Source organism: Rhizobium sp. N122, from assembly GCF_002211295.1.
GTDB lineage: Bacteria > Pseudomonadota > Alphaproteobacteria > Rhizobiales > Rhizobiaceae > Rhizobium.
Map to the genome: position 1 here is coordinate 145,712 of NZ_LOKU01000023.1, position 22,684 is coordinate 168,395.

Below are 22,684 nucleotides of genomic sequence, written 5' to 3' on the forward strand. Positions count from 1 at the left end.
TTCTTCAGCTGGTGATGCGCGGCGCTCGGATGACCTTGAGGAAGAGCGCCTTCATCGCATCCGCGATACCTTCGGTCGGCGACACCTCGAAGTAGAAGCCGGGCGAGGCGCATGCCTGCATCTTCGTCGGGATCTCGTTCTGGAAGGGCTTGATCCAGGTATTATACCAACTGTTGCTCGGCAACGGCAGATAGGTGGTATAGAGCACGGCGATCTTGACGCCGCGATCCTTTAACGGCTTGCAGAAAGAGGTGTCGATCGGCTCCTGACAGCGGCCGCCGGTCGTCTTCTTGGTGCATGTGGACGGCTTGTAGCTGTCGCCGACGCCGTCGGAAACGAAAAACAGGATCTTTTCGGGGCTGATGTTCGACGTGCCGTCACCGGCCGGATCGATGATGGTGTTCATCTGCGTCATGGCGCTGTCGAAGTTGGTGATCTGGTCGCTATTGTAGTTCTGATAGGGAATGGTCATCAGATCGACCGCGTCGGTATAGTTCTTCACCTTCGTCAGGTCGGATGTAAGGCCAGAAATCGTGGTGAGCTTTGCGTCCTCCGCTTTGGTGCCGAATGTATAAACGCCCATGCGGAACTGGTCGCTGCTGACGCGCTGAGTCTTGGCCGTATCGGTCAGCGCCTGGGTCGCTTGGCGCACCACGTCGATGCGCATGGCGACGCCGAGGCTTTTGGCGATGGTATAGTTGTTGGTGCTCTGATCCATCTGGTGGCAGGCAAAGGCGCAGCCTGTCTTGGCTTCCAGTTTTGAAACGTCGATGGGTGTCGCGCCGACTCCCATCGAGGGCGTGTTGTCAAGCAGGATGTAAAAATCCATGAAGGCGGCGGTCTGGTATTCGGCGGTCGCCATGCCGGAGATGGTGATCGAATCCTTGCCGAGAATACGCATGAAGGTGGTGGGCACCGCGGCGGTAAATGAAACTTTCGAATTCAGCTTGTTGGCGGTCTTGGTAACGTCGATGCCGAGATCGACATTAACATCCGCCAGTTCTCCCGATACCTGCGACATGAAGATGCTGCGGGCGTCGATCTTGCCAAGTGAGATCGTGCCATTGCCGGCCATGGTCATGGCGACGGCGACCGCGCCGGATTTTTCGGCGATCGACCCGACGGCGGCGGCATCGGCGGCGGCGAAGAGCTGGGTGCGCAGGCTCATGGCGTGAGCGAAATCCACCGCCATGCCTGCCATGCCAAGGAGCGGCACCATCAGCAATGCGGTCATGATGCCGAAATTGCCTGAGCGGTCCGCTATGAAGCCGGGCGGAAGGATCGCCATGACATATCCCCGATGTTGAAACCTCCTTCCGGTTCTACATTCAAAGTCTAAAATATAGGGAAATCGACGTGGTATATGCTGGTTTAACGATGGAAGCGGGGATTTTTGCTACCTATATGCGAGCGTCGGCCGATGGCGGCGGCATGGCGTGGAGCATCGGGCGATTGGCCTTTGCAAGCCCGATCTAAAGGTCTATAAGCCGCCGCAATCAAGGATAGGTGCATCCCAGGGACGGATGTGAGTGAGGTGAGTGACATGGCAGAGAATTGGACCCCGAGCAGCTGGCGGCAGAAACCGATCCTGCAGGTTCCCGAATATCCGGATGCAGCCGCGTTGGCGGCAACGGAGGCCACGCTCGCCAGCTATCCGCCGCTGGTTTTTGCCGGTGAGGCGCGCCGCCTGAAGAAGCATCTCGCCAATGTCGCCGAAGGCAACGGCTTCCTGTTGCAGGGCGGTGACTGCGCCGAGAGCTTCGCCGAACACGGCGCCGACAATATCCGCGACTTCTTCCGCGCCTTCCTGCAGATGGCCGTCGTGCTGACCTTCGGCGCTCAGCTGCCGGTCGTCAAGGTCGGCCGCATCGCCGGCCAGTTCGCCAAGCCGCGTTCGTCGAATGTCGAGAAGCAGGGCGATGTGACGCTGCCGGCCTATCGCGGCGACATCATCAACGGCATCGAGTTCACCGAGGAGTCGCGCATTCCGAACCCGGAACGCCAGGCCATGGCCTACCGCCAGTCGGCCGCGACGCTGAACCTTCTGCGCGCCTTCGCGATGGGCGGTTACGCCAATCTCGAAAACGTGCATCAGTGGATGCTCGGCTTCGTCAAGGACAGCCCGCAGGGCGAGCGCTACCGCAAGCTTGCCGACCGCATCAGCGAAACCATGGATTTCATGAAGGCGATCGGCATCACCTCGGAAAACCACCCGAGCCTGCGCGAGACCGATTTCTTCACCAGCCATGAGGCGCTGCTGCTCGGCTACGAGGAGGCGCTGACTCGCGTCGATTCCACCTCGGGCGACTGGTATGCCACATCGGGCCACATGATCTGGATCGGCGACCGCACGCGCCAGGCCGACCATGCGCATATCGAATATTGCCGCGGCATCAAGAACCCGATCGGCCTGAAATGCGGCCCGTCGCTGCAGGCCGACGATCTGCTGCAACTGATCGACATCCTGAATCCGGCTAACGAAGCCGGGCGTCTGACGCTGATCTGCCGCTTCGGCCATGAGAAGGTCGCCGAAAACCTGCCGCGGCTGATCCGCGCCGTCGAGCGCGAGGGCCGCAAGGTCGTCTGGTCCTGCGACCCGATGCACGGCAACACGATCACGCTCAACAACTACAAGACCCGTCCCTTCGAGCGGATCCTGTCGGAAGTCGAAAGCTTCTTCCAGATCCACCGCGCCGAGGGCACGCATCCCGGCGGCATCCATGTCGAAATGACCGGTAAGGACGTGACGGAATGCACCGGCGGCGCCCGCGCCGTCACCGCCGACGACCTGCAGGACCGCTACCACACCCATTGCGATCCGCGCCTCAATTCCGACCAGGCGCTTGAGCTTGCCTTCCTGCTTGCCGAACGCATGAAGGGCGGCCGCGACGAGAAGCGCATGGTCGCCAACGGCTGAGGCCGACCCAAGACGAATGACGAAAAACCCGGCGCGATGCCGGGTTTTTTATTGCTGTCAAATGCTGGCCTGCACGCTGTGCAGGTTGGCGTAAACGCCGTCATGCGCCATCAACTCGTCATGCGTGCCTTGTTCGACGATGCCGTCAGCCGTCAGCACCAGGATGCGGTCGGCATGGCGGACGGTCGACAGGCGATGGGCGATGACCAAGGTGGTCCGGCCGTTCGCGAGGCTCAGCAGCGCCTGCTGCACCGCCCGTTCGCTTTCGTTGTCGAGCGCGCTGGTCGCCTCGTCAAAGATCAGGATCTCGGGATTCTTGAGGAAGGCGCGGGCGATGGTGATGCGCTGGCGCTGGCCGCCGGAGAGCTTGACGCCGCGCTGGCCGATATCGGTGTCATAAGCCTGGGGCAGGGCCATGATGAAATCGTGCGCATTGGCGGCGCGGGCGGCTGCTTCCAGCTCCGCATCGCTGGCGTCGGGCCTGCCATAGCGCAGGTTTTCCGCCACGGTGCCGGCAAAGAGATAGACATCCTGCTGCACCACCCCGACATGGAGCCGGAGCGAGGCCAGCGTCACGTCTCTTACATCGGTGCCGTCGATGTGGATCGCTCCGGCCTCGACATCGTAAAACCGTGGTATGAGTGCGCAAAGCGTGCTCTTGCCGACCCCTGACGGACCGACGAGGGCAACGAACTCGCCGGGTGCGATGGTGAGGGAAAGCCGTTCCAGCACGCGCGGGCCATCGGCCTCATAGCCGAAGGCGACATTGGAGAAACTGATCTCTCCCCTTGGCTTCGGCATCGGCCGGGCGGACGGCCGATCGGTGATATCAGGGTCGATCTCCAGGATCTCCATTGCCCTGAGGAAGCCGGTATAGCCCTCCTGCCAGAGACGCACAAAATTGGCGAGCCGTTGGACGGGATCGACCAGCACGGCAACGCAGAGCAGGAAGGTCAGCATATCCGGGACGGTCAGTTCCGCCGCCAGGATGCGTAAGCCCCCGACGACGATCACCAGGATGGTGACGAGTTGGGCGAAGGTTTCGGTGCCGACCGAAAACCACGCCTCGCTGCGGTAACCGTCGGCGCGGCTTTGCAGGAAGCGCCGGTTCTGCTCAGCGAAGCGTTCCCTTTCCAGCGCCTCGTTGGCGAAGGACTGGACGACGCGGATGCCGGCCAGCGCATCTTCGACACGTTCGTTGACCGCGGCGATCTGGTGCTTGCTGGCTTCGAGCGCGCGGTTCATGCGCCGGTTGAAATAGAGCGCATAGATCACCGCGACAGGCGTCAGCAGCAGGATGAGGCCGGCCAATGGCGGATCGATGAAGAACAGCACCAGCATGGCGCCGCCATATTTCAGCACGGCGATGGAAAGGTCCTCGGGGCCGTGATGGAAGAGTTCCCCCAGCCACAGGGAATCATTGGTGATGCGGCTCATCAGCTGGCCGGTGCGCTGGCGGTCGTAGAAGCTGAAGGACAGCCTCTGGCAGTGCTCGAAGAGTTCCTGCCGGACCGTCGCCTCAATGCGGGCGCCCATGACGTGGCCGTGATAGTCGACGAAGAAGATGGCGGCGATCTGGACCACCAAGACGACCAGCATGACGCCACCCATCCCGAGTATCTGGGCAAAGGCCTGCGGCGCGTCTGGCAGAGCCAGAAGGCGGCTGGTGACAATATTGGCGCAGAGCGGCAGCGCGAGCGCCGTGCCGGCGACAAGAATGGCACACAGCAGATCCGCCAGCAGCAAAGGCAGATGCGGGCGATAGTAGGAGAGAAATTTTCGCATGCGCGACCAGCGTCGGCCGTGGTCGACGTCGGGATCGTGCAGGAATAATTTCAGGAAGGCGTTATGACGTCGCGAGCTTTTCCTCGCGCGGGAGAACCGAATATTCATGAGGCAGAATGTCCCTGTGGGCGATGTTTCCTTTCTGTTTGGACAGGGGCGCTCTCATGTCAGTCTCCCGGAGGTTGAATTAAATTGCAGCCGCAGTATCGCCGACAACAGCGACTAATTCAATGCCGGGATGGGACGGGATGGGCGGGTGTTGTCGACAAGCAACAGCGGCGACCGCAACAGCCGGGCATCGGCAAAGCCTGCGGTCGTCAAGATTTCTGATGATTTTGTTGAACGGAATGGATTTGACGGAAGGCGAGATCGGCGGCAATTTTCAGTCATAAAGGGGAGAGCGAACATGACCGAACGGCATACAGGCGGCTGTCTTTGCGGCGCTGTGCGATATTCAATTGGGGCAAAGCCCGGACCCGTCGTCGGCTGCCATTGCTCGCAATGCCGCCGGCAGACAGGGTTTTATTATGCGGCGGTCAACGTGCCGCGCGCCGCTCTTTCGGTGGAAGACGCCAGCGCGATCCGCTGGTATCGGTCGAGCGCCGAAGCCCAGCGCGGCTTTTGTTCGAATTGCGGTTCGTCGCTGTTCTGGCAGGGCGACCAATCGCCGGAGGTTTCCGTCATGGCCGGAACTTTCGACGAGCCGAGCGGCCTTGCCTTTAGCCATCACATCTACTGCGTCGACAAGGGCGATTTCTATGAGATCACAGATGGCCTGCCGCAATATGACAGGTATCCGGTCTAGCTCCTGGCGGCAAGATCGGCGCTCAGGCGGGCGACGTCCTCGCGAAGCGCCGTCAGTTCGGTCAGCACGCGCATGTCGATCTTCTGGTGAAGGGAGAGCACCTCGAGTTCGGCCTTGAGATTGACTTCGTAATCCTTGGCGGCCTCGAAGCGGTCACGTTCGGCTTGGCGGTTTTGCGACATCATGATGATCGGCGCCTGGATGGCGGCGAGCATCGACAGGATCAGGTTGAGGAAAACAAAGGGGTAGGGGTCGAAAGCGCCAGTCGCCAGGATGATGGTGTTGATCAGCGTCCAGACGACGAGGAAGGCCAGGAAGGCGAGGATGAACGACCAGGAACCGCCGACGCGGGCGATTCCATCGGCGACACGTTCGCCGAACGAGGACTCGGCGGAAAGAGCGGCGTTTACATCGGTCGAGATGACCTTGCGCGCGTGCGCCTTCGCCAGCACGCGTTTTTCGATGTCGCCGAGTTCGTCGGCCGGCTTGTCGAAATGATGGTGCATGAAGTTCGAAAGATTAGACATGGCCTGTTTCCGGTGCCTGTTATCGATGCAGTCGCTTTTCGGGCAGTATTCCGCTCCTTCGGCAAATTGCAATGCGTGTCTATGCCGCGAGGCTGCGGCGCGTCCGTTCACAAAAATTTCGTCACCGCAAGGCGCGGCTTTTGCCGCGGGACATGTTGCGGTCGCGGAAGGTGCAGGCTAAATAAATGACATGACACAGGAAAACGCTCTTTCTGATATCTTCCGTATCGCCATCGGGCAGCTCAATCCGACAGTCGGCGATGTCGCCGGCAATCTCGTCAAGGCACGCGAAGCGCGGGCCGATGCGGCTCGCGAAGGCGCGCATCTGCTCGTCCTGACCGAACTCTTCATTTCCGGCTATCCGCCTGAGGACCTGGTACTGAAGCCGGCCTTCATCCGCGCCTGCTGGAAAGCGGTGGAGAGCCTTGCGGCCGATACCGCCGATGGCGGGCCGGGCGTTCTCATCGGTTTTCCCCGGCAGGACGAGACGGGACGTTATAATTCCGTCGCCGTGCTCGACGGCGGCAAGGTGATCGCGGTGCGCGACAAGATCGACCTGCCGAACTACGGCGAGTTCGACGAGAAGCGCGTCTTCAACCAGGGCGCCATGCCGGGGCCGGTGAATTTCCGCGGCGTTCGCATCGGCATTCCGATCTGCGAAGATATCTGGGGCGATCTCGGCGTCTGCGAGACGCTGGCCGAAAGCGGAGCCGAGATTCTGCTGTCGCCGAACGGTTCGCCCTATTATCGCGGCAAGGTCGATATCCGCCATCAGGTGGTGCTGAAGCAGGTGATCGAGACCGGCCTGCCGCTGGTCTACGCCGCCCAGCTCGGCGGCCAGGACGAACTGGTGTTTGACGGCGCCAGTTTCGCCTTCAATGCCGACAAATCGTTTGCCTTCCAGATGAGCCAGTTCGAGACGGCGCTGGCGGTGACGACATGGAAACGCGGCGAGGCCGGCTGGCACTGCGCCGAAGGGCCGATGGCGCATATTCCTGAAGGCGAGGAGGCCGACTACCGGGCCTGCCTGCTCGGCTTTCGCGACTATGTCAACAAGAACGGCTTCAAGACGGTGGTGCTTGGCCTTTCCGGCGGCATCGACTCGGCGATCTGCACGGCAATCGCCGTCGATGCGCTGGGCGAGGAGCGGGTGCGGACCGTCATGCTGCCCTACCGCTACACATCGGAAGACTCGTTGAAGGACGCGGCCGATTGCGCAAAGGCGCTCGGCTGCCGCTATGACATCGTGCCGATCGAGCAGCCGGTGACGGGCTTCAGCAGCGCGCTGTCCGATCTCTTCGCGGGCACGGACAGCGGCATCACCGAGGAGAACCTGCAGAGCCGGGCGCGCGGCGTCATCCTGATGGCGATCTCCAACAAGTTCGGCTCGATGGTGGTGACGACGGGTAACAAGTCGGAAATGTCGGTTGGCTACGCCACGCTTTACGGCGACATGAACGGCGGCTTCAATCCGATCAAGGACCTCTATAAGATGCAGGTCTATGCGCTGGCCCGCTGGCGCAACGAGAATGTGCCGCCGAGTGCGCTGGGGCCGTCGGGCGAGGTGATCCCGAGAAATATCATCGACAAGGCGCCGTCGGCCGAACTGCGTCCCGACCAGAAGGATCAGGATTCGCTGCCGCCCTATCCTGTTCTCGACGATATTCTCGAATGCCTGGTGGAGAAGGAGATGGCGGTCGAAGAGATCGTCGCACGCGGCCATGACGTGGCAACCGTCCATCGCGTCGAGCACCTGCTCTATCTCGCCGAATACAAGCGGCGGCAATCTGCGCCGGGCGTAAAGATCACCAAGAAGAATTTCGGCCGCGACCGGCGTTATCCGATCACCAACCAGTTCCGGGATCGCTAATCGCGATCGGGATTTGCTGACGTCATCGGGATTGCTGACGCTATCGCTCTGGAAATGCGAGGGAGGAAACATGCGCAGCTCGGTCGAGATCTACAATGTCAGGACGGGCAGAGCCCGCGAGGTCTGGCAGACGGACATGCTCGTGGAGGCGCCGAACTTCGCACCTGACGGTTCCTACCTGCTCCTGAACGGCGACGGGCTGCTCTACCGGCTGCCGCTCAATGGCGGCGAAGTCACCAAGGTCGATACCGGCTTTGCCGTCAACTGCAACAATGATCACGGTATTTCGCCCGACGGCACCGAGATCGTCATCTCTGACAAGACCGAATTCGGCAAGTCGACGATCTATGTCCTGCCGATCGAGGGCGGCACGCCGCGGCTCGTCACCGAGAACGCGCCGTCCTACTGGCATGGCTGGTCGCCGGATGGCCGCCAGATTGCCTATTGCGGCATCCGCGATGACCTCTTCGACATCTATACCATCTCCGTCGACGGTGGCGCCGAGACGCGGCTGACGCATGGCGAGGGCCGCAATGACGGGCCGGACTATTCGGCCGACGGGCAATGGATCTATTTCAATTCCAGCCGCACCGGGCTGATGCAGATCTGGCGCATCCATCCCGATGGCAGCGGGCTGGAGCAGGTGACGTCGGACAATCAGGGCAACTGGTTCGCCCATCCGTCGCCTAAAAACGACAAGGTGCTGATTCTGTCCTATGACCCCAGCGTTTTTGACCACCCGCGCGATCTCGACGTGCGGCTGCGGCTGATGGATATGGACGGCGGCAACCTGAAGACGCTGTTCGAGCTTTTCGGCGGGCAGGGCACAATCAACGTGCCCTGTTGGTCACCAGACGGTGACGAGTTTGCTTATGTCAGGTATTTTCCGGCGAGATCTTGAGAGCGGCGCGCACCGCCATTTGATGATGGGGCGGTGGGGTCAGGAAGCTAAGATGAAGGCCTTTGCCGGACTGGACGAATCATCTGGCATCATTGATCTCGCTTCCGCCGGGCACGAGCTGCTTTTGCCAAGTCGTCGATGAATTTTCCATGGCCGAACTGATAACTTAACACTGAGAAGACCATCAGCCATCCAACTACTAGGGTGTCGCCTGACTGGAAATACTCGGTAATGGCTAAGAACGGAAATGTCACCACCGCAAAGATATACACGTGTCTCAGCTTGGTAATGACGCCCTCTGTAGCCTTTGGTGCGATGAAGATGCTATACATCAAATACAAAGCCAACATTATCTTCCGGCCCGGATCGACGGCGTACGAGATCGTGACGAGCACGGCAATCGGTGCGGCGATGACAAGGGCTCTTCGCGCAGAACGCGAATTTCTCCGCTTTTCTAATAGCTCGGCGAGGAAGCGTTTTTGCATATCATCCGCTTTAAAGATTGCCCACGCGATTTTTGGTGAATCGTGGGCCAAAGAACGTCGTATAAGTATTGGAGTTGTCGTCGCACAGAGCGCTCGAAGGAATGTAGCGAGCGCGGTCACGCACTGGAGCGCTAACCCCTCCTATTCGGGTGGCGCTCCGAGGTCCACCGCTTCTTTGAAAGCTCTTACAACGCTGCCTATCCACAGCTCTGGAGCGGGCTGACCGTTTCGATAACTCGTAGAACATGGTCTATAGTCCCAAACATCCGGCGCCAGCTCCTCAAGAAGCGACTTCATCTTGGCCGAGATCAGGAAGAGTCCATCGCGCATGCCGAAATCTTGAGGCGGACGTCCAAGGCGCCTATCAAAGACGAAATGTGGCGGCTCAAGATAGTCGGGAAGTGTCCAGTGCCCCCTTGGCAAGACCCCCCGGCCGTCTGGCCAAGCATTCTTCAATTTGAGCCGATCGCCATCAGACTGCAGCTTGTCGCGATTCATTAAATCCCACCCATCGCCGCGATCACTGCGCGTGGGTCCGATCTCGTAGTAGATCATCTTCTCGAATTTGCCTGCCATGTGACGCTCTGAGTGAATGCATGTCACGTCCGCAAGTATGTGTTGCCAGCATTGGGTTTCAACAGGCGTTTTGCCGCATCACGAGTCTCCTGATCTCTCGCGGTCCCCACCGCCCTGTGAATGGGCGGCGGGTTGCTAGCGGCAACTGATGCGGCCACTCAGGCAGCGACAGCCGCCCGGCGGCGATCGCGGACGGCTTTGGCCAGATCCTCGAGCACGGCGACCGACATATCCCAGTCGATGCAGCCATCGGTGATGGACTGGCCGTAGACCAGCGGCTTGCCGGGGACGAGATCCTGGCGGCCGGCGACGAGGTTGCTCTCGATCATCATGCCCTTGATGTAGCGGTTGCCGACGGCGATCTGCGCGGCCACGGATTTGACGACGCGCGGCTGGTTCATCGGATCCTTGCTGCTGTTGGCATGGCTGGCATCGATCAGGATGCGTGGGGTCACGCCCAGCTTGACGGCATCGCCGACCACGGCTTCGACATCGGCCGCTTCATAGTTCGGCTGTTTGCCACCGCGCAGGATGATGTGGCAGTCCTCATTGCCCTTTGTTGAAGCAATGGCAGCCTGCCCGTCCTTAGTGACGGCGGGGAAATGATGCGGCTGCGAGGCGGCAAGGATAGCGTCGAGCGCGACGCGGACGCCGCCGTCCGTGCCGTTCTTGAAGCCGATCGGGCAGGAGAGGCCGGAGGCGAGCTGGCGATGGATCTGGCTTTCGGTCGTGCGCGCGCCGATCGCGCCCCAGCTGACGAGGTCGGCGATATATTGCGGCGTGATCGTCTCGAGGAATTCGACGCCGGCGGGCAGCCCCATGGCATTGACGTCGAGCAGCAGGCGCCTGGCAATCCGAAGTCCTTCCTCGATGCGGTAGCTGCCATCGAGATGCGGATCGTTCATCAAGCCCTTCCAGCCGACCGTGGTGCGGGGCTTTTCGAAATAGACGCGCATGACGATTTCGAGATCGCTGGAGAAGCGCTGCCGCTGTTCTGCCAACCGCTCGGCATATTCGCGTGCCGCAGCAGGATCATGGATGGAGCAAGGGCCGATGACGACGATCAGGCGGTCGTCTTCTCCCACGAGAATCTTGTGGATCGCATGGCGGTTGCTGGTCACCGTCTCGCTGACGGCAACGGTTCTCGGGATTTCCGCGATGATATCGGCGGGATTGGTCAGCGGGGTGATCTCGAGGATACGGAGATCGTCAATGGTATCGGACACGGTATGGCTCCTGTTTGGTCATACCGAGCGGAACAAAAAAGCCGCCAGGTAGACTAGCGGCTGTTCGGGTTGTCGTCGCGTCGACTTCAGTTACGCATAGACCCGCATCCGCTGGGAGCAGCGGTACCAATAAAATCGCGAGGCGTGGATCGAAGCGGTCGACATCCGGCGTATGTAGCGTCGCGGCCGCGTGATGTCACGCAGAATTTTCGGCTGGAAGCCACGCGCGTCGGCGCGGCGCCACCGTTCCTGCGCAGGGCTTAAAGCAATCGCCCAGAAGCGCGCGGCTTCTGGGCGAGAGATACGAACCAAATAAGGTCTTACGATCACAAAGCGTCGACGTTCACGCCGACGGTGATGGCGCCGATCGGCGTTCCCTTGTCGTCCGATATGGTGACGCTTGCCTGCGACTGCAGCGTCTGGGTCGATTCGTCCTTTTCGATCTCATCGACGAAGACGGCGTCCTTGCCGGCGCCGAAGGATTTCTGGAACTTGCCTTCATCGCCCTGCCAGTAGTCGGAGGTTGGATCGCTTTGGCCGACATTCAGCCCCTTTGCATCCATGACGAAGATCTCGGCAATCTTGCCGCCGGACGCCTCTTTCTTTTCCTGGAGGAATTTCGACAAGGCATTGCCGAGCACGCTATCGATCATCGAATGGTCGGAACCATCGACCTCGGCGCGCCACTTCTTGTCGAGAGCGTCGATATCGGCCAGGCCCAGATTGGCGTTTGCGGCATTCTGCGCCTTGATGGCCTCGATGATGACCGGGTCGTTAAGCCATGGCTTTACATCGCTCGTGACGTAGTCGGAGATCGGGGCGAGTTTCGCATCCTGGGCCATGGATACGCCCGTCGTCACGGCAATTGCGGTGCAGGCCAAAAGAAATGCGGACACAACTTTCTTCATAACTGTTCCCTTCCTGATTATGGGTGCTGAGAAATAAAGTCTATCGAACGAAGACGAGGTCAGAACTCCTCCCAGGCACCGGGAGCAGCGGCAACGGCGGCGTTTCCTGCATGCCGCTGCACCAAGGCTCTGGGCTCGGGGCGAGATTGACGAACGGGTTGAGCGGCTTTGGGCTGGCTGGCCGAAGCGGCGCCAACAGTGAACCTGCCGGCCGAATCCTGCAGAAGCCGTCCCTGCGTGCGCAGTTCCTGGCAGGCGGCATTGGTCTCCTCGACCATTGCCGCGTTCTGCTGTGTCGCATGATCCATCTGATTGATGGCGCCGTTGATTTCCTGCAGGCCCGTCGCCTGTTCGCGGTAGGACTGGACGATCGAAGCGATGCTGTCGCTGATGCGGTTGATCTGCTCCTCGATCTTTAACAGGGCATCGCCGGTTTCGTTCACCAGCCCGACGCCGGCCGCCACTTCCTGGCCGGAGACGTTGATCAGGTTCTTGATTTCCTTTGCCGCGTTGGCGGAGCGCTGGGCGAGTTCGCGCACTTCCTGCGCGACGACTGCAAAACCCTTGCCGGCTTCGCCGGCGCGCGCCGCCTCGACGCCGGCGTTCAACGCCAGCAGGTTCGTCTGGAAAGCGATTTCATCGATGACGCCGATAATGCGGCCGATCTGGCTCGAGGAGGTCTGGATACGGTCCATCGCTCCGATCGCATCGCGTACCACGGTCGCAGAGACATGGGCGCTGCGCTTCGTTTCCTCGACCAGCTTTCCGGCATTTTCGGCCCGCTGCGACGATGTTCTGACCGTGGCGGTCACTTCATCGAGTGCGGCGGCGGTCTGTTCCAGGGCTGCCGCCTGTTGCTCGGTGCGTTTGGCGAGCTGATCGGCGGAGGAGGCAAGCTCGCTTGAGCCGCCTTCAACCGCGACGGAGGCGATCTTGATCTCGGTCAGCGCTGCCGCGACCGCTTCGACCATACGGTTGAAATCCTGCCGCAATTTATCGAATTCAGGGCCGAGATCTGCCAGGTGTGTCGAGAAGTCGCCGGCGGCCAGCTTTTCCAATTCATTGGCGAGCGCGCTCATGACCAGCCGCTGCGCGTTGCTGGCCTCTTCCGTCAAGGATGCGTTGCGCGCCCGTTCGGCGTCGAACGAGGCGCTCTGCTCGGCCGCAGCCTGTTCTCTCTCGACTTTCGCAATCGCCTCGTTACGGAAAACTTCCAGGGCACGCGCCAGGAAGCCGATCTCGTCGCCATTTTCCCGGTAGGTGACGGGAGAGGCCAGATCGCCTTTCTGCAAGGCGCTGATCCGCTCGCTGAGAATCCGGAGAGGGCGGCCGACGAGGCTGCGCATGGCGAGAAGGAAAGCGACGACGGCGATGGCGGTGATCACGAACTGCGTCAGCAGCGAAATCAGCACCTTCTGCTCGACGTCAGCAGCAATTTTTTCGACCGACCAGTTGGTGACGACGTAGCCGGTCGCCTTGCCCGATTTGTCCAGCGGAAGCGGCGCGATGATCGTCACGACACCGGCCGATACTCCGCTGTCGTCGATCGTGGTTTTCTCAGGTTTGGCGCTGAGGCTCTTTGTCAGATCGGCGGCTGCCGGCAGACCGTCAATGCCGTCGCGCGTCCATGTATCGACGGCCGCAGCTTCGGCGTTGAAGGCGGCAAACTGAACGAGGTCGAGCGAGGGATCGTCGCGATAAAGCGAATAGGCCTCGCGAACGGCGTTCGCCTTGCCCCATTTCACGCCGCCGGCGGCCAGAGAGGCAAATTGCTCCGCATCCTTGGACCAGTTCGCCTTGGCGCCATCGATCAACGCCTTGGTTTCATACATCCAGGTGTAGGTGGCAAAGGCGGAGATGCCGCAAAGGTTGACGGCCACGATAATCGCCGCCAGCTTGGCTGTCAGAGGCATCGTTTTCAAAAATTGGAACATGCCGCGGGGGCCTCGAAACGCGGGCTCAGTCGGATATGTTCCCGACCAGCCTATCAATACAGGCATCCACGCCGGCGGTCGCAGCATGAGCACTCATGCCCATGTCCCCCTGTGCGACCCAAAACGCGCAAACGCAGTCTGTCTTCGATGTGTGAAGAAATCATAAAGTGGAATGGGATACCGAAACGGCGGCCGGCGGGATCAAGGGCTGTTTTCCGCCATGGCCTCACCCGGCTCGGCCTGGCGGTGCTTGCGGCGCCGTGTCGTCAGTTCGGCACCGGCGTCGCGCGGCAGGCGCAGGAAGGTGATGCAGGCCAGCGCCGAAATCGCCGAGACACTGAAAAAGGCGGTGTGGAAATCCGAGACCAGCAGCCTGCCGCCATGGAAGCCGCTCGAAATTTCGAGGATGCCGCCGGCGATCGCCACTCCCATCGCCATGGAGATGCGCTGGGCCACGGCGTTGATCGCGGTCGCCTGGCTGCTGTCGGAATCGTCGACATCGCCGAAGGCCATGGCGTTGACGCCCGAAAAGGCCATGGAGCGGAACAGGCCGCCGATCAGCAGGCAGGCCATGATCAGCGGCAGCGGCGTCTCCGTGGTGAAGAAGCCATTGATGCCGAGGAAGATTGCCGCAAGCAAGGTGGTAATCGATATGACGGTGCGGAAGCCGAAGGCATTGAAGGTGCGCGAAGCGGCAAATTTCGAGCCCATCGAGCCGAGCGCGCTGACGAAGGTGACCGAGCCCGATTGCAGCGGCGTCAGGCCGAAGCCGAGCTGCAACATGAGCGGCATCAGAAAGGGCAGGGCGCCGAGCCCCATGCGAAAATTCGAGGCGCCGAGGATCGCCGCCCGGAACATCGGGTAGCGGAACATTTTCGGATCGAGCAGCGGATAGGGCACGCGGCGGGCATGCAGGAGATAGAGGAGGCCGGCAAGGATGCCGACGGCCACCGTGACATAGCCGTAGATCACCGGCACGGCCGGCAGGCTGATCACCGAGAGGCCGAAGACGAATCCGGAAAAGCCGATGCCGCAAAGGAAGAAGCCCGGAAAATCCATCGGCCGCGGGCTGCGCGGCTCGACCGCCGGCAGGAAATGCGTGACGAGGATGATGCCGAGCACGCCGATCGGGACATTGATCCAGAAGATCCAGTGCCAGGTGAGATAGGTGGTGAGGAAACCGCCGATCGGCGGACCCATGATCGGCCCGATCAGCGCCGGAATGGTTAGCCAGGCCATGGCATCGACGAGTTCGTGGCGCGGCGTTCCCCGGACCAGCAGCAGGCGGCTGACCGGCGTCATCATCGAGCCGCCGGCGCCCTGGATCAGCCGCGCGACGACGAAGGCCGCGATCGAATTGGAAAAGGCGCAGGCGACCGAGCCGATCATGAAGACGAAGATCGCCATGCGGAAGATGTTACGCGCGCCGAAACGATCCGACATCCAGCCGCTGATCGGGATGAAGATCGCCAGCGCCACGAGATAGCTGGTGACGGCAAGCTTCAACGCGATCGGCGATGTGCCGATATCGGCCGCTATCGCCGGCAGGCTGGTGGCGATGACGGTCGAATCCATCTGTTCCATGAACAGGGCGACCGCAAGGATCATGGGTGTGAGGCGGGGCACGGGCAACCGGGATGCAAGGAGACAAATCACGGCGCCATGGGCGTCGCTCAGGATCAATTCATTTCTAAGGCAGCGACACCCGCCTGTCCATGAAGTCGATGTCGCAGGCCGTTCGAATGCCACCCGAGGGCCGGCTTGCAGTCGTGCTGCTTTCCTGAGATAGATGTGCCGTCAGGTGCCCGCCGTCTAGGCGGGAGAATCGGGAATCCGGTGCAAGACCGGAACGTGCCCAACGCTGTAAGGCCGACGCCTGCCGCTTCATATGCCACTGGCTTTTGCCGGGAAGGCTGCGGCAGACGGATGACGCCAAGTCAGAAGACCGGCCTGGCAAGATAGACCCAACCCGCGCGGACGGCGGGCGGTTGCGTTGTTGGGGATTTGACGATGCGACCCTTTGATGAGGATGCCCTGTCAGTGGCGTCCGGTTTTTCCTTGGCCGAACGCGAGGCCGTCTATCACGCGATCATGACGCGGCGCGACGTTCGCAGCCAGTTCCTGCCCGATCCCTTGCCGGACGATGTCGTGGCGCGGCTCTTGACAGCCGCCCACCACGCACCCTCCGTCGGCTTCATGCAGCCGTGGAATTTCATTCTGGTGAAAAGTCCAACGGTGCGCGCGCAGGTCCGCGATGCCTTTTCGAAGGCCAACGAGGAAGCGGCAGCGATGTTCGAGGGCGAGCGGCGCCAAGCCTACCGCTCGCTCAAGCTCGAAGGCATCGTCGAGGCGCCGCTCGGCATATGCGTGACCTGCGATCCCACCCGCAGCGGCAGCGTGGTGCTGGGGCGCACGCATAATCCGCGGATGGACAGCTATTCCACAGTCTGCGCCATCCAGAATCTCTGGCTTGCGGCTCGCGCCGAAGGGATCGGCATCGGCTGGGTCAGCATTTTTCGCGAAGGCGATCTGAAGACCATTCTCGGCATACCCGAGCATATCGAAGTGGTCGCCTGGCTCTGCGCCGGGTTCGTCGACCGGCTTTACGACGAGCCGGAACTCTCGGTTAAAGGCTGGCGGCAGCGGCTGCCGCTCGAGGAACTCGTCTTCCACGACGGCTGGGGACGCAACGAGCCTTAGCCATCACTGCTGCTGCGGCTACTGCTGCGGTTGGGGGCCAGGTGCTGCGGGATTGGCAAGATCAATCGAGCCCTGGTCGCCGGCGAGGAACTGCGGGCCGACCTGACGGACCTTGTTCTGCGTGGGATCGTAAGGGCGCTCAGACACCGATGACTGCGGCGCGGCCGTTGTCGCGGTCTCCTTGATCGGCGGATTGGTGCGGATGGTGGTGATCGAGCCCTGCTGCGGCGGTTGGCTGACCGCCTGCTTGCCGCGCATCTCGTCGTAATAGGCGGTGAGATTGCAGGCGCAGGTGTTCTTTTCACCGGGCGCGCGGTTCTTGTAGGCGAAGGCGTTCTTCATGGCGCTGTAGGGCGTGCCGGTTGCGACCGAGATCATGTTCGAGGCCTCCGTGCTCGTCACCTCGCGATAGAAGAGTTCGGTCTCGATGCCGGGGCACATCTTGGCGCAGGTCTGGGCGTCGCGGCCGAAATCAACCGAGGTGGTGTTCGAGCTGATCGGGAAGAAGCCGCCGTCGCAACTGCGCACGCACATGGTGCTGACCGGCGACAGCATATCGGCCCGCGGCAGGCCGTAATGCGGGTCGGCCTCCTCGCCGCCGCCGAGCGGAATGAAGGTATCGGAACGCATCGCCTGCTCCTCGACGCTCGGGGCAGGCTCGTCGGCACCGCGCGCGGAAGGCGCATAGAAGTTCTCGCTGTTGCAGCCGTTGCTGTCGAGCGCGGCCATCAGTTCGCGGCGGTCGTCATCGGCGCTGTTCCGGCCGGCCAGCTCGTCGCGGCGGTCCTGGAGATAAGCGATATTGTCGATCATCCGGCCTTCGGCCTGCGACAGCTCGGTGCAATAATCGGCATTCTCGCCGCCGATCACCACCATGCTGCCCGAGGTGCAGCCGTAGTTGCGCAGATCATTGCGCACCTTGCGCAGCTCGAGGTTCTGCTCGGCCATGGCACTGGCATATTGGCGGGCTTCCGGGCCGTTGCTATTGCCGATCGATCGCGGCAGGTCGGCGAGACGGCCGCGCAGGTCCTCACAGATGGCATTGGTCTGCGCGACGGCGGGCGCTGCCAAGGCGAGGAGAAGGGCGAGAGACAGGTTTCGGCGTTTCACGGCGTCGTCCCGGAATGAGCAAACGGTCGGTGGGTCGAATGCGACTTCAATCGGCCGCGCGTTTTCCCTTAACGGATTTCTCTTAATAAGCTCAGAGAAAATATTAGCGTATTTTCCTGATCTTATCCAGCAATCGCCAGAGACGCGGTGAAAATGACAGGCATCCCCGACGAGATCCGATCCTTTGCACCGACATCGGGGGTCACGGAGGCGCCACACGGCCTTCACCTCTTCGCGGATGGTTGTTATGAGCCCGGTTCCGGGCATGGAGGCTGGTCGTTTGTCGCTTATCGCGATGCGGTGGAAATCGCCTCCGACTTCGGTGGCGTCGACGTTTCCAGCAATAATTCCATGGAATTGACCGCCGTTCTCAGGGCCGCCATGTGGATCAACAGCCAAACAGCCGGCGAACCCGCGACCATCTGGTCCGATTCCGTCTATGCCGTCAAAGGCTGCAACAGCCGCCGACATATCTGGAAGAACAACGGCTGGAAGAAAAGCAGCCCGAATGGACATGGGCGACGGCGAACGATCGACAATGCGGACCTTTGGAAAGCGGTCGATCTTCAGCTATGCCAAAACGCCCTGGTGACCATTGCTTGGTGCAAGGGGCATTCGGGGATTGCCGGCAACGAGCGCGCGGACGCGCTCGCGGATAGAGGACGCCTGTCGATAGCAGGTGGCTAACATTGGCGACGCCGGCTTACGCCGGCTGCGATGCCTCGACGACGGCCAGTGCGGCCATATTGACGACGCCGCGGGAGGTGACCGAGGGCGCCAGGATGTGGGCGGGCAGGGCGGTGCCGAGCAGGATCGGGCCGACATGCAGGCCGTCGGTCATCGACTTGACGACGCCGAGCGTGATGTTGGCGGCGTCGAGGTTCGGGAAGACCAGCAGGTTCGCCTCATCATGCAGGGTCGTATCCGGCATGACACGCTTGCGCAGCGCTTCGGTGATGGCGCTTTCGCCATGCATTTCGCCGTCGACCTCGAGATCGGGGGCGGTCTCGCGCACGAGCTGCAGGGCATTGCGCATCTTCGTGGCGCTCTCGGATTCGCGCGAGCCGAAGTTGGAATGCGAGACGAGGGCGGCGCGCGGGGTGATGCCGAACCGGCGAATTTCCTCGGCCGCCAGCACCGTTGCCTCGGCAACTTCCTCGGCGCTCGGGTTGAAGGTGACGTAGGTGTCGGTGAAGAAGGTGGCACCGCGCTGCGAGATCATCAGGCTGAGGGCGGAGAAATCGCGGACATTCTTGCGTTTGCCGATGATCTGGCGGACGTCGCGCAGATGCTTTTCATAGCGGCCTTCGAGGCCGCAGATCAGCGCATCGGCTTCGCCGCGCCTCAGCGCCAGCGCGCCGATGACGGTGGTGTTGGTGCGCACGATGGTGCGGGCGGCTTCGGGAATGACGCCGCGGCGGCCGACCAGGGAGAAATAGAGATCGACATATTCGCGGAAGCGCGGATCGTCCTCGGGGTTGATGACCTCGAAATCCTGCAGCGGCCGGATACGCAGACCGTAGCGCTTCAGGCGCGTCTCGATGACCTGCGGGCGGCCGATGAGGATCGGGTCGGCAAGGCCTTCCTCCAGCAGCACCTGGGCGGCGCGCAGCACACGCTCGTCCTCACCTTCGGAGAAGATGACGCGCTTGCGCTCGGCGGCCTTGGCCGCGGTGAAGATCGGCTTCATGACGAAGCCGGAGCGGAAGACGAAGCGGTTCAACTGGTCGAGATAGGCGTCGAAATCCTGGATCGGGCGGCGCGCCACGCCGCTCTGTTCGGCGGCCTTGGCAACGGCAGGCGCGATGCGCAGGATCAGGCGCGGATCGAAGGGCGAGGGGATCAGGTAATCCGGGCCGAAGACCGGCGTTTCGCCGGAATAGGCGCGGGCGGCGACATCCGACGGTTCCTCGCGGGCGAGGGCTGCGATGGCGCGCACGGCCGCCATCTTCATTTCCTCGTTGATCGTCTCGGCACCGCAATCGAGTGCGCCGCGGAAGATATAGGGGAAGCAGAGGACGTTGTTGACCTGGTTGGCGAAATCCGAGCGACCGGTGCAGATCATCGCGTCGGGGCGGGCGGCACGGGCGAGATCGGGCATGATTTCTGGCGTCGGATTGGCGAGCGCCATGATCAGCGGCTTGTCGGCCATCTGCGCCAGCAATTCCGGCTTCAGCACGCCGGCGGCCGACAGGCCGAGGAAGACGTCGGCGCCGCCGATATTTTCGGCGAGCGTGCGCGTGTCGCTCTTCTGGGCGTAGACGGATTTCCATTCGTCCATCAGCTCGGTGCGGCCCTCGTAGACGAGGCCTTCGAGATCGTGAACCCAGATGTTTTCGCGTTTTGCCCCGAGGATCACCAAGAGGTTGAGGCAGGCAAGCGCGGCCGCACCGGCGCCTGAGGCGACGATCTTGACGTTTTCGATCGCCTTGCCGGCGAGTTCCAGCCCGTTCAGGATCGCGGCGGCGACGATGATCGCCGTGCCGTGCTGATCGTCATGGAAGACCGGGATCTTCATCTTCTCGCGCAGACGCCGTTCGACCTCGAAACATTCCGGCGCCTTGATGTCCTCGAGATTGATGCCGCCGAAGGTCGGCTCCAGCGAGCTGACGGTCGAGACCATCTGGTCGACGCTTGCCGCGTCGATCTCGATATCGAAGACATCGATGCCGGCGAATTTCTTGAAGAGTACGGCCTTGCCCTCCATCACCGGCTTCGAGGCCAGCGGACCGATATTGCCGAGGCCGAGCACGGCGGTGCCGTTGGAGATGACGGCGACGAGATTGGCGCGCGAGGTATATTCAGCCGCCATCTCAGGATTGTCGCGGATGGCAAGGCAAGGGGCGGCAACACCCGGCGAATAGGCGAGCGCCAGGTCGCGCTGGTTGCCGAGCGGCTTGGTTGCCTGGATCTCCAGCTTGCCGGGGCGGGGATAGCGGTGGAAAAACAGCGCCTGCTCGTCGAGATCGCCGCTTGTCAGGTTCTTGTCCGTCTTGGATTTTTCCTGGTTATCCATTGCCGCCTCCGTGCACGTCTTTTTGGGAGTTCCCTCCATACATCAATCGGATACGGGCGACAGTATGGAAATGGGGGATGGGAGAAGTTTTCGCGAGGACTAGGTTGTGCCGTGGGATTACCCCCCTCTGCCCTGCCGGGCATCTCCCCCACAAGGAGGGAGATCGGCAGGAGGCTGGATCACTCCCTCTCTACCGGGTCGGTGTATTTGTGCGGTCGTTGTTTGAGCGAGCCATCGCGCCCATCCAATCTCCCCACCTGTGGGGGAGATGCCCGGCAGGGCAGAGGGGGTATCCACGGCGCACCCAATACGTTCTTTGCGTGGAGCCTCATCGCGGCGGGAGCAACTAACTAATCCTTTTGGAAAACTTGTTTGGCGACCACCGCAGGCGCAATATGCCGCCGCGACGGTGCGGGGCGCCGGTCGCATGGAGGAAATCATGGACAACTTGAACCTGACGACCCTGCAAAAGGGGCAGACGATGGTCAATGACGTGGCCATCGATGCGTTTGCCGCCGGATTTCGCGGCAATCTCCTGACCGGTAAAGACAAGGATTACAATGAGGCGCGGGCGATCTGGAATGCGATGATCGACCGTCGGCCCGGGCTTATCGCGCGTTGCGCCGGTGCTGCCGATGTCGTGCGCGCCGTGCGGTTTGCGCGCGACAACAATCTGCTCGTTTCGGTGCGCGGCGGCGGCCACGGCATTGCGGGCAACGCGGTGTGCGATGGCGGCGTCGTCATCGACCTGTCGGCGATGAAATCGGTGCGGGTCGATCCGGAGACGCGCCGCGCCAGGATCGAGCCGGGGGCAACGCTTGCCGATATCGACCAGGAAACGCAGGCCTTCGGTCTGGTGCTGCCGACCGGCATCAATTCGACGACCGGCATCGCCGGCCTAACGCTCGGCGGCGGTTTCGGCTGGCTGACCCGCAAATTCGGGTTGACGATCGACAATCTGGTCTCGGTCGATGTGGTGACGGCCGATGGCGAGCTAGTCAAGGCGAGCGAGACGGAAAGGCCGGACCTCTTCTGGGCACTGCGCGGCGGCGGCGGTAATTTCGGTGTCGTCACCTCCTTCGAGTTCCAGCTCAATCCGCTCAAGACAGAGGTCCTCGCCGGGCTGGTGGTGCATCCCTTCGCTGACGCGGAGAAAGTGCTGCGGGAATATCGGCAGGCGCTGGAAGCGGCGCCCGATGAACTGACCTGCTGGGTGGTGATGCGCCAGGCGCCGCCGCTGCCGTTCCTGCCGGCCGAGTGGCACGGCAAGGAGGTCGTGGTGCTCGCCATGTGCTATTGCGGAGAGATCGCGGCCGGGGAAAAAGCGACGGAAAGATTGCGGGCGATCGGAAAACCGATTGCCGACGTCGTCGGCCCGGTGCCGTTCACCGGCTGGCAGCAGGCATTCGACCCGTTGCTGACGCCGGGTGCGCGCAATTACTGGAAGAGCCAGGATTTCGCCTCGCTCTCGGATGCGGCGATCGACGTTCTCCTCAACGCCGTGCGCCAGCTGCCCGGCCCGGAATGCGAAATCTTCGTCGGCCATGTCGGCGGCGCGGCTGGCCGCATTCCCACCGAAGCCACGGCCTTTCCGCAGCGCAGCTCGCATTTCGTCATGAATGTGCATGCGCGCTGGCGCGAGACGGGGATGGACGCAAGCTGTATCGGCTGGGCGCGGGAGCTTTTCGAGGCAACCAAGCCGCATGCCGTGGGTACCGCCTATATCAACTTCATGCCTGAGGACGAGGCCGATCGGGTGGAAATGGCCTATGGCGCCAACTACGGCCGGCTTGCCGAAATCAAGCGGCGTTATGATCCGAACAATCTGTTCCGGATGAACCAGAACGTGAAACCGACGGCAGCTGTGCGGGCTGCCTAAGGGATACGGAACCGGCGGTCGTAAAAACCCCTCCCCAACCCCTCC

At 61.8% G+C, this 22,684-nt stretch carries 18 protein-coding genes and 1 riboswitch; of the genes, 7 read left to right on the forward strand and 11 right to left on the reverse strand.

The window, feature by feature from the left end; translation table 11 throughout:
* Window positions 1–4: 4 nt before the first annotated feature.
* The gene (locus tag ATY75_RS17545; RefSeq protein WP_088938558.1) at window positions 5–1,288 is read right to left on the reverse strand and encodes a vWA domain-containing protein; all 1,284 of its coding nucleotides are present in this window, start codon (window positions 1,286–1,288) and stop codon (window positions 5–7) included.
* A 255-nt stretch (window positions 1,289–1,543) separates the two neighbouring features.
* Here ATY75_RS17545 and ATY75_RS17550 point away from each other — a divergent pair, with 255 nt between their 5' ends.
* The gene (locus ATY75_RS17550) at window positions 1,544–2,917 is read left to right on the forward strand and encodes a 3-deoxy-7-phosphoheptulonate synthase class II (protein WP_003579666.1); all 1,374 of its coding nucleotides are present in this window, start codon (window positions 1,544–1,546) and stop codon (window positions 2,915–2,917) included.
* Window positions 2,918–2,974: 57 nt separating this feature from the next.
* Here the strand turns inward: ATY75_RS17550 and ATY75_RS17555 are convergent, their stop codons facing one another.
* Entirely contained in the window at window positions 2,975–4,810 is a 1,836-nt protein-coding gene (locus ATY75_RS17555) for an ABC transporter ATP-binding protein (protein ID WP_088938559.1), read from the reverse strand.
* A gap of 298 nt (window positions 4,811–5,108) precedes the next feature.
* Here ATY75_RS17555 and ATY75_RS17560 point away from each other — a divergent pair, with 298 nt between their 5' ends.
* Window positions 5,109–5,507, forward strand: a complete 399-nt coding sequence (locus tag ATY75_RS17560; RefSeq protein WP_088938560.1) for a GFA family protein — start codon at window positions 5,109–5,111, stop codon at window positions 5,505–5,507.
* Here the strand turns inward: ATY75_RS17560 and ATY75_RS17565 are convergent.
* Entirely contained in the window at window positions 5,504–6,034 is a 531-nt protein-coding gene (locus tag ATY75_RS17565) for a DUF1003 domain-containing protein (protein WP_088938561.1), read from the reverse strand. The genes ATY75_RS17560 and ATY75_RS17565 overlap by 4 nt on opposite strands.
* A 190-nt stretch (window positions 6,035–6,224) precedes the next feature.
* On the opposite strand from ATY75_RS17565, the gene ATY75_RS17570 reads away from it, so the two are divergent.
* Window positions 6,225–7,904, forward strand: a complete 1,680-nt coding sequence (locus ATY75_RS17570) for an NAD+ synthase (protein WP_088938562.1) — start codon at window positions 6,225–6,227, stop codon at window positions 7,902–7,904.
* 70 nt (window positions 7,905–7,974) lie between these two features.
* The gene (locus ATY75_RS17575) at window positions 7,975–8,805 is read left to right on the forward strand and encodes a TolB family protein (protein WP_088938563.1); all 831 of its coding nucleotides are present in this window, start codon (window positions 7,975–7,977) and stop codon (window positions 8,803–8,805) included.
* 89 nt (window positions 8,806–8,894) lie between these two features.
* Here the strand turns inward: ATY75_RS17575 and ATY75_RS17580 are convergent, their stop codons facing one another.
* The 6 genes from ATY75_RS17580 to ATY75_RS17605 all read right to left on the reverse strand — a co-directional run bounded on the left by ATY75_RS17580 (window position 8,895) and on the right by ATY75_RS17605 (window position 15,542).
* Window positions 8,895–9,290 carry a hypothetical protein gene (locus ATY75_RS17580; protein ID WP_088938564.1) on the reverse strand — a complete coding sequence of 132 codons (396 nt, stop codon included), beginning with the start codon at window positions 9,288–9,290 and terminating at the stop codon, window positions 8,895–8,897.
* Window positions 9,291–9,431: 141 nt separating this feature from the next.
* A complete protein-coding gene (locus ATY75_RS17585; protein ID WP_088938565.1) occupies window positions 9,432–9,866 on the reverse strand; it encodes a DUF1629 domain-containing protein in 435 nt (144 codons plus the stop codon).
* A gap of 158 nt (window positions 9,867–10,024) precedes the next feature.
* On the reverse strand, window positions 10,025–11,092 hold the full coding sequence (locus ATY75_RS17590; RefSeq protein WP_088938566.1) for a 3-deoxy-7-phosphoheptulonate synthase: 1,068 nt from the start codon (window positions 11,090–11,092) through the stop codon (window positions 10,025–10,027).
* A gap of 326 nt (window positions 11,093–11,418) precedes the next feature.
* Window positions 11,419–12,000 (reverse strand): hypothetical protein, encoded by a 582-nt coding sequence (locus ATY75_RS17595; protein WP_088938567.1) that lies wholly within the window; start codon window positions 11,998–12,000, stop codon window positions 11,419–11,421.
* 59 nt (window positions 12,001–12,059) lie between these two features.
* The gene (locus ATY75_RS17600) at window positions 12,060–13,934 is read right to left on the reverse strand and encodes a HAMP domain-containing methyl-accepting chemotaxis protein (RefSeq protein ID WP_088938568.1); all 1,875 of its coding nucleotides are present in this window, start codon (window positions 13,932–13,934) and stop codon (window positions 12,060–12,062) included.
* Window positions 13,935–14,135: 201 nt separating this feature from the next.
* The gene (locus ATY75_RS17605; RefSeq protein WP_088938569.1) at window positions 14,136–15,542 is read right to left on the reverse strand and encodes an MFS transporter; all 1,407 of its coding nucleotides are present in this window, start codon (window positions 15,540–15,542) and stop codon (window positions 14,136–14,138) included.
* 174 nt (window positions 15,543–15,716) lie between these two features.
* A riboswitch (cobalamin riboswitch) is annotated at window positions 15,717–15,903 on the forward strand.
* A 41-nt stretch (window positions 15,904–15,944) separates the two neighbouring features.
* Between ATY75_RS17605 and bluB the strand changes: the two genes are divergently transcribed.
* Window positions 15,945–16,634 (forward strand): 5,6-dimethylbenzimidazole synthase, encoded by a 690-nt coding sequence (gene bluB, locus ATY75_RS17610; RefSeq protein WP_088938570.1) that lies wholly within the window; start codon window positions 15,945–15,947, stop codon window positions 16,632–16,634.
* Between the two features lie 18 nt (window positions 16,635–16,652).
* Here the strand turns inward: bluB and ATY75_RS17615 are convergent, their stop codons facing one another.
* The gene (locus ATY75_RS17615) at window positions 16,653–17,744 is read right to left on the reverse strand and encodes a DUF2865 domain-containing protein (RefSeq protein ID WP_088938571.1); all 1,092 of its coding nucleotides are present in this window, start codon (window positions 17,742–17,744) and stop codon (window positions 16,653–16,655) included.
* A gap of 153 nt (window positions 17,745–17,897) precedes the next feature.
* Between ATY75_RS17615 and ATY75_RS17620 the strand changes: the two genes are divergently transcribed.
* Window positions 17,898–18,431 (forward strand): ribonuclease H, encoded by a 534-nt coding sequence (locus ATY75_RS17620; RefSeq protein WP_088938572.1) that lies wholly within the window; start codon window positions 17,898–17,900, stop codon window positions 18,429–18,431.
* 16 nt (window positions 18,432–18,447) lie between these two features.
* On the opposite strand, the gene ATY75_RS17625 is transcribed toward ATY75_RS17620, so the two are convergent.
* Window positions 18,448–20,760, reverse strand: a complete 2,313-nt coding sequence (locus tag ATY75_RS17625; RefSeq protein WP_088938573.1) for an NADP-dependent malic enzyme — start codon at window positions 20,758–20,760, stop codon at window positions 18,448–18,450.
* A 439-nt stretch (window positions 20,761–21,199) separates the two neighbouring features.
* Here ATY75_RS17625 and ATY75_RS17630 point away from each other — a divergent pair, with 439 nt between their 5' ends.
* Entirely contained in the window at window positions 21,200–22,639 is a 1,440-nt protein-coding gene (locus ATY75_RS17630) for an FAD-binding oxidoreductase (protein ID WP_088938574.1), read from the forward strand.
* Window positions 22,640–22,684 lie beyond the last annotated feature (45 nt).